Origin of the sequence: Virgibacillus xinjiangensis (assembly GCF_042643145.1) — a bacterium.
Taxonomy (GTDB): Bacteria; Bacillota; Bacilli; order Bacillales; family Amphibacillaceae; genus Virgibacillus_O; species Virgibacillus_O xinjiangensis.
On the sequence record NZ_JBHRSA010000017.1, the window covers coordinates 1 to 519 of the forward strand.

At 40.3% G+C, this 519-nt stretch carries 1 protein-coding gene; it reads left to right on the top strand.

The genetic code is table 11. The features are described 5' to 3' along the window. On the top strand, nt 1–519 hold a 519-nt coding region (locus ACFOGI_RS16790), incomplete at both ends, for an IS256 family transposase (RefSeq protein WP_390269391.1).

Below are 519 nucleotides of genomic sequence, written 5' to 3' on the forward strand. Positions count from 1 at the left end.
ATTTTATTGAACGGATCCTAGGTAGCTCCTATTCTGCCACAACCATTAGTAATATCACGGAAGTAGTTATGGAAGAGATAGAAGATTGGCAACAACGGGAGTTAAAGAAAAGGTATTCCATCCTCTTTCTTGACGGGACCTATATAAAGCTACGTCGGCAAGATGTAGCTAGTGAAGTGGTTTACGTTGTTGTCGGGATTACAGAGGAAGGTTATAAGGAAATAGTTGGCTTCTATGTAGGAGGACAAGAAAGTTCATTGGGGTGGAAAGAGATATTAGTAGACCTCAAGAGCCGCGGACTAGAAGAGGTGTTATTAACTGTTTTCGATGGTCTCTCCGGCCTGGAAACAGTGGTTAAAGAGGTCTATCCAAAAGCTGATGTCCAACGTTGTGTTGTTCATAAAGTTAGAAACGTATTACACACTATTCGTCAAAAAGATAAGGAAGAAGTAACGCAAGATTTAAAGGCCATTTACAGAGCTAATTCGAAGAATGAAGCGATGGAACAGTTTGAAGTTT